8 protein-coding genes and 1 tRNA gene are annotated in these 6,126 nt (G+C 48.4%); 2 read left to right on the top strand and 7 right to left on the bottom strand.

From position 1 onward, the window contains the following. Positions 1 to 70: 70 nt before the first annotated feature. From prmC to QT974_RS29510, 6 genes are all read right to left on the bottom strand, one after another. Positions 71 to 1,003: a peptide chain release factor N(5)-glutamine methyltransferase gene (prmC, locus tag QT974_RS29485; protein ID WP_333471939.1), complete on the bottom strand. Its 933-nt coding sequence runs from the start codon at positions 1,001 to 1,003 to the stop codon at positions 71 to 73. A gap of 355 nt (positions 1,004 to 1,358) precedes the next feature. Further along, positions 1,359 to 2,258: a Tic22 family protein gene (locus QT974_RS29490; RefSeq protein WP_333471940.1), complete on the bottom strand. Its 900-nt coding sequence runs from the start codon at positions 2,256 to 2,258 to the stop codon at positions 1,359 to 1,361. A 153-nt stretch (positions 2,259 to 2,411) separates the two neighbouring features. Next, a tRNA-Pro gene (locus tag QT974_RS29495) sits at positions 2,412 to 2,485 on the bottom strand. 61 nt (positions 2,486 to 2,546) lie between these two features. Further along, positions 2,547 to 2,696 (bottom strand): hypothetical protein, encoded by a 150-nt coding sequence (locus tag QT974_RS29500; protein ID WP_333471941.1) that lies wholly within the window; start codon positions 2,694 to 2,696, stop codon positions 2,547 to 2,549. A gap of 274 nt (positions 2,697 to 2,970) precedes the next feature. After that, positions 2,971 to 3,525 carry a GNAT family N-acetyltransferase gene (locus tag QT974_RS29505; RefSeq protein WP_333471942.1) on the bottom strand — a complete coding sequence of 185 codons (555 nt, stop codon included), beginning with the start codon at positions 3,523 to 3,525 and terminating at the stop codon, positions 2,971 to 2,973. A 231-nt stretch (positions 3,526 to 3,756) separates the two neighbouring features. Continuing rightward, entirely contained in the window at positions 3,757 to 3,894 is a 138-nt protein-coding gene (locus QT974_RS29510; RefSeq protein WP_333471943.1) for a hypothetical protein, read from the bottom strand. A gap of 140 nt (positions 3,895 to 4,034) precedes the next feature. On the opposite strand from QT974_RS29510, the gene QT974_RS29515 reads away from it, so the two are divergent. Both QT974_RS29515 and QT974_RS29520 read left to right on the top strand, forming a co-directional pair. Then, complete coding sequence (locus QT974_RS29515; RefSeq protein WP_006631881.1) at positions 4,035 to 4,760, top strand: hypothetical protein; 726 nt, start codon at positions 4,035 to 4,037, stop codon at positions 4,758 to 4,760. A 247-nt stretch (positions 4,761 to 5,007) separates the two neighbouring features. Beyond that, positions 5,008 to 5,874, top strand: a complete 867-nt coding sequence (locus QT974_RS29520; protein WP_333471944.1) for an alpha/beta fold hydrolase — start codon at positions 5,008 to 5,010, stop codon at positions 5,872 to 5,874. Positions 5,875 to 5,898: 24 nt separating this feature from the next. On the opposite strand, the gene QT974_RS29525 is transcribed toward QT974_RS29520, so the two are convergent. After that, on the bottom strand, positions 5,899 to 6,126 hold a 228-nt coding region (locus QT974_RS29525), incomplete at its 5' end, for a hypothetical protein (protein WP_442933223.1).

Consider the following 6,126-nt stretch of genomic DNA (forward strand, 5'->3'; position numbering starts at 1 on the left):
CTAAGATTTTATGTCCAAATGCTACGCCCTTCTATGATTTTTGCACTCTTGTCTAGTATATTTTTGAAATTTAAACACGATAGGCTAAAGCAAAGCGATCGATTCCGGCTAAATCCGAAAATATCTGAACTCGATCGTAACTCCCGTGACTTTTCAGCATATCAGCTACCTGCTCAGCTTGTCCCGCCATCATCTCCACCAACCAAACTCCCCCAGATTCTAAATAATCGGGAGCAGTTTCTACCAAATGCCGGATGCAATCTAAGCCGTCAAAACCGCCATCCAAGGCCAAATGAGGTTCGTGCTTCAAAACTTCGGGTTGCAGAGTCAGCACCGTGCTGCTGGGAATGTAAGGCGGGTTAGACACCATGCCGCTAACTTTACCTTTGAGAAATCCTAGCGGTTCCCACCACAAACCTTGATAAAAATTAACTCGCGATCCAAAGCCCAAATTTTCAGCATTCAGTCGAGCCACTGCCAAAGCTTCCGAACTGCAATCTACCGCATGAACCGTAGCATTTGCCAGCGCAGAAGCCAAGCCGATCGCGATCGCCCCGCTACCCGTTCCCAAATCCACCCAATCCGATTTTGGATTAACTGAATAGCTTTTAACAGCATCCACAGCCAAATCGATCAGCAATTCCGTTTCAGGACGAGGAATTAGCACCGCCGGCGTTACTTTCAGCGAAAAATCCCGCCAATGTGCCACTCCTGTTAAATACTGAACAGGCACCCGTTCCTGCAACCGCCGCTGCCAAAGTCGATCGAGTTCTGATAAAGGCAACTTTAATTCAATTTTTGGCAAATCTTTAAACCATCCCAAGCGCAGAGCCAACTTATCCAAACCTGCCAGCTCTTGCAGCAGCCAGTCGAGTTCTGCATGGGGAATGTCCGAGGATCTCGCGTCTATCTTAGCTTGATTCACCCACTGCCAAAGCTCTAAACCAGAAACAAACATAAGACTTTTTGGGAATTGCGAATTAGTCATTAGTCCTGCCGTCATTAGTCATTAGTCATTAGTCCTGCCGTCAGCAGTCAGCAGCCAGCTCGCCCCCGAGCGCAGCCGAAGGGTAGTCCTGCCGTCAGTAGGAATTGGCAATTGGGAATTGATAATTGGGAATTGATAATTGGTAAATAGTAGGTTGAGTCGAGAAATCTAAAAATCCAACCTACTAACTCAGTCCCGAAGGCAAAACCTAATGATGTAGGGTTCCATCCACACCGCACCTTACCGCTGTAAATAGCGCATGAAACCAATTTTTGGGTAAATCCTGTCTGTAATTAATCACCAATGACCAATGACTACCGACCAATGACCGACCAATGACCAATCACCAATCACCAATCACCAATGACTATTAGCGAGTCGGTCGAGCTGGAGCAGGAGCAGGAGCTGGAGCAGGAGCTGGAGCCGATCGAGCTGGAGCTGGAGCCGGAGCCGATCGAGCTGGAGCTGGAGATGCAGCCGGTCGAGCTGGAGCCACCTGTGGATTTTGGCCAGCACCAGCCGGTTGGAGCGATCGTACAAAGTCCACCGACTCCCGGGACGGAACCAAAATCATTTGGCTCAAAGACGGGTCGTTCTCAGTCCGAAAAGCTTCCAAAATCCTCTCTAAGTTCACGACTTCAATTTTAATGGTGGCAGTCACGTTCGGCTGCTGCTGTTTAAAACGCTCCACCATTTCCTGCAAATCTTCCTTGTTAAAAAACAGGGGAAGCTCCTCTTGCTGGCCGCGCTGAATTGTCAAATAACCATTTTCCGCGCCACCTCTGGCCAAAAACAGAGGTACACCGTTTAACTCGCTAACTTGTTGCCCAGTCTGCTGAAGTAAAGTTTTAGCCGACTGTACCTGCTGGGGAGCTGGAATAAAAGCAAACAGCAGTTGATCCGGCTTGCCTTTATTTGCTTGAGCGATCTGATAAATTTCCTCCAGCGAAACTAGCATCACCCGGGCCGACGCCCCCAACTGAGGATTTTTGGTTTTGAGCTGATCGAGAAAAGCTTGAGCATCTTTCTGGCTGATGAAAATTCTAGCCACAGAAGCATTGCCTGTTTGACCCTGACCCTGCTTGGGAACAGAATCGATCAAGAAGGCACCCTGAGCGTTGGTAATCGTAAATACCGGCACCGATCGCAATTTTTCCAAAACTTGCGGTTCGGGGAGTGCCAGTGCGGACATCTTGCCGATTGGTGAGGGGCCCAACAAAGTGCACCCCACAATTCCTAATATTGCGCCGAGACGAACTAATGATTTCATGTTTTTTCCACCAGGAGCGATCCTGAAACACATTAGCGCAAAGACGGGCGCCTTGACACGATCGCAAAAAACTGCCTCCATCGGTTTTCATTTTGAACAAATGTCAACGTCTGCGGCAGTTTCTGCTGGAATCTATGATTTAACATTGTGCGATCGGGATGACAGGATTTGAACCTGCGACATCCTGCTCCCAAAGCAGGCGCGCTACCAAACTGCGCTACATCCCGGTGATATTTAGCTTTCCTTTAACTATTAACACACAAAACCCTCGGCTTGTCAAGCTTTTTTTTATTTTAGCTTTTGGTGCTTTGTTGCACCTGCTTTGAGGTTGTGAGGTTTGACCCTACTTCCAGCTCGATCGCGGGCGTGCTGCGGGGATACATCCGGGCGTAACTGACCGCAGCGCAGAGGCTTCTGAGGTGTTGGTCGCGTCAACACTGCATTTTTTGCGGTATAAAAAAACGCCCGCTTAACTTTAGTTAATTAAAGCCTGTTGAAGTTTATGAACTACGCTCTTGAATAGTCGGCTATCTCAAGATAAGTAGGCACGATCTGAAACTCCAGGTTATGTAGTTAAGTTTGGCACTTAAACCTCAAACACAATACTTAGAAGAACCGATTTTTCTCGATAAGATTTAAGTAGGTTTACTCAACTATTTGTCCTTTTAGTTAGTTAGGCTCCACAAATCAATGCTGACGGACACCTCGCGGGCTAATCAGGATACCAAAACATACCTTTAATGCCCTCTGGATCGGACATAAAGCCCAAATTTCGGTAAAAATCCACCACCTGAGGGTCAGCAAATAAGGTAATGTTGCTGATGTCTTCACTGCGGAGTTTTTTAATGATGTATTTCATCAGCGCCTTGCCCATGCCCTTACCCTGGTAGTCAGGATGAACTACCACATCCCAAAGGGTGGCATTAAAAGCATGGTCTGAAGTCGCTCTGGCGAAACCCACCAGCCGTCGCTGGTTGCCCCGCATCTCCCACATAGAGACGACTAGGAAGCTGTGCTCAATAGCTTTTTTGACTTTACGCAGGGGACGGCGGGACCAACCCACTGCATTACAGAGTTCTTCGAGTTCGTAGAGGTCAATGTCCCGATCGCAACTGAAAAAGATGCGAGCGTTGCTGGCTCCGGCGGGTTTGCGAAACGTTGGGGAAAGCGGATCGCCTAACCCAAGAGCAACATCTTCCTCAAATTGAGCTGTTTGGGGTACAGAGGCAGACTCAGAACTACTAAATAAGTTTTTCCAGAAACCCATGCAGGCGCGGTTAAGGTAGTAAAAGTTGGACTAAGTAAAAGAGAACCCGATCGATAAACCCACTCCGAGTGGGGTGGGATGAATTGCGGGTAGCCTCTTGAGGAACAGTTTACGGTACACTCATCTTACGCCGAAAATAGGGATTTGTCGTCCAACATTGAGCGTCTGCTTTTTGATTGTCGTCAATTTTGGTAAAAATGTTGTGCTAGCTTGTGTCCGGACAACGCGCTATTAAGGTAAAATTTGTTGCCAGGCAACAGAGAGAGGCATTTTTAAAATTGCTTCTTTTGAGTCCCGCCGATCGCGCCGGAACTTATACTCTTGGTGGGAAGTAGAGATAGAATGGCGCAACGGTGACATTCTAGTCATAGGTTCCCAGACAGATTTGACTTCTGCTTTTAGCGAGGAGACGGGCACAATTCGAGTCTAATCGTCAAATCGAAAATCCCATTGCCATAAGGCATGGGAGAGTAAATACTTAGTATGTCTCCCGCACCTTCCCCTCAATTATGGCTTCGGGTTTAAAACCATCTACACTAGAACTTCTCAAACGCTTTAACCGAGCGTTTCCCCAGTTTTACGAGCAATTTGTCAGCAGTGAAATCCAACTGCAAAACCTCAAATTAGCTTATCAGCTTTACAAAACTCGGCAAGCAGTCATCGAAATCAGAGCCGAAGGTAACAAAAGTGCCCTGCATTTTGCTTACCGGAACCAGTCTTTTCTACTGAGCGATATTTTTGGTGTCCTCGCTGCTTACGGACTGACGATTCACAGTCTCAGTCTCTACGGTCAAATTTACCCGCCGATGCTGGTATTTATCAAATTGGTGGTATCTCGCGGCGGCAAGGTACTGGCAGATAAAACAGCAGAAAACGTCTGTAGGGCGGTTCGAGAAGCCTTGGCGGGGCATTTTGAGGTTGAAGAGATGTTGGCCGTAGAATTTAATTTAGACGCGGGTCTGGAGGATGTGGCTACTGAATTCTATGTCGATCCGGTTTTCCACTTGCCGGCTTTGCTGATCGAAGCAGACAATCAGCCTGGACTTTTTTACAAAGTTATGTATGCCATCTGGCAAGAGGATTTGTTGGTGGTAAATGCTAATTTGTTGGTTTGGCGGGGGCGAACTCGCCTGATTCTCTACTTGTTGGGGCCTAATGAAAGTTTAATTCCTGAGTATCTGGGGCAGAAAATTGCTGAGGGGGTGCGACAAAGATTGCTGGGCGAGCGGTTTTAGGGATATGACTTCTGTTGGTGCAACGTCGGTTTTTGCTCGATATTTGGCATTAGTCCTCACACAACTTAGGCATTTCTACCAAAAAAATTGGGTTTTTTAGCAAATCTGTCGGCGACAACGGGTCTTTTCCTCAAACAAGGCGGTTGCTGGCTGCCCGTGCAGGAGGGCCTGTTGAAAGTTAAACCAAGCCGATCGCTCTCCTCGAACTGGCGCTCCCTGTGTGTTGATTTCGGGATAGGATTAAATTATGGCAACCATAGACATCCTAGGGGTTCGGCACGCTTGCGATTTGACGGCTCCCACTGCAAATTCCCCGGTTCTGGTATTTGTCCACGGCTGGCTGTTAAGCCGTCGCTACTGGCAACCTGTGACCGATCGCTTGGCACCTAACTATCAGTGCCTGACCTACGATTTGCGCGGGTTTGGCGATTCTCAATCCGACGGCGACGAGAGTCGCGAGCCAGGAGAATCGCTAAATTCTTGCTACACTCCCGCAGCCTACGCTCGCGATTTGGAAATTTTACTCGAAAAACTGGATATTTCTAGTGCTTGGCTGGTGGGACACTCTCTCGGCGGTACGATCGCTCTTTGGGGAGCTAGCCAATTGTGCGATCGTATTAAAGGTGTCGTCTGCATAAATGCAGGCGGCGGCATCTATCTAAAGGAAGAATTCGAGCGATTTCGAGCGGTGGGCACACAGCTAGTAAAAATGCGTCCCCGTTGGCTGCCTCATTTGCCGCTAGCAGATTTCGTGTTTGCCCGGGATTCGGTGGCAAGCTCGATCGGGCGAACGTGGGGACGGCAACGCTTGAGAGATTTCGTGGCAGCAGATCCAGAGGCAGCTTCGGGCGCTTTGTTGGACTCCACCACAGAAGCCGAGATTCACCTGTTGCCACAAATAGTATCCCGACTCAAGCAGCCCGTTTATTTTATTGCCGGCACTAAAGACAAAATTATGGAACCAAAATACGTGCTGCATTTGGCTAGCTTTCACTGGATGTTCCAAGGTTGTGGCGAAAATGTGCTTCAGCTTGATTGCGGCCATTTGGCAATGGTGGAACAGCCAGATGCAGTAGCTAGTTACCTACAAAATATTCTGAAAGAACACATTTAAAGGGCATGGGGCATGGGGCATGGGTCATGGGGCGTGGGTCATGGGGCGTGGGTCATGGGGCGTGGGGCATGGGGCGTGGGCCGGATCTGCGCGAAGCGAAGCCCAGAGATGGGCCGGATCTGCGCGAAGCGAAGCCCAGGGATGGGAGGCAGAGCCGGGAAGGTTATTGGTAGCCAATAACCAATACCAATAACCAATACCAATAACCAATAACCAATAACCAATAACCAATAACCAATAACCAATAACCAA

It is taken from the genome of Microcoleus sp. BM001215392, assembly GCF_036700185.1.
Taxonomy (GTDB): Bacteria; Cyanobacteriota; Cyanobacteriia; order Cyanobacteriales; family Microcoleaceae; genus Microcoleus.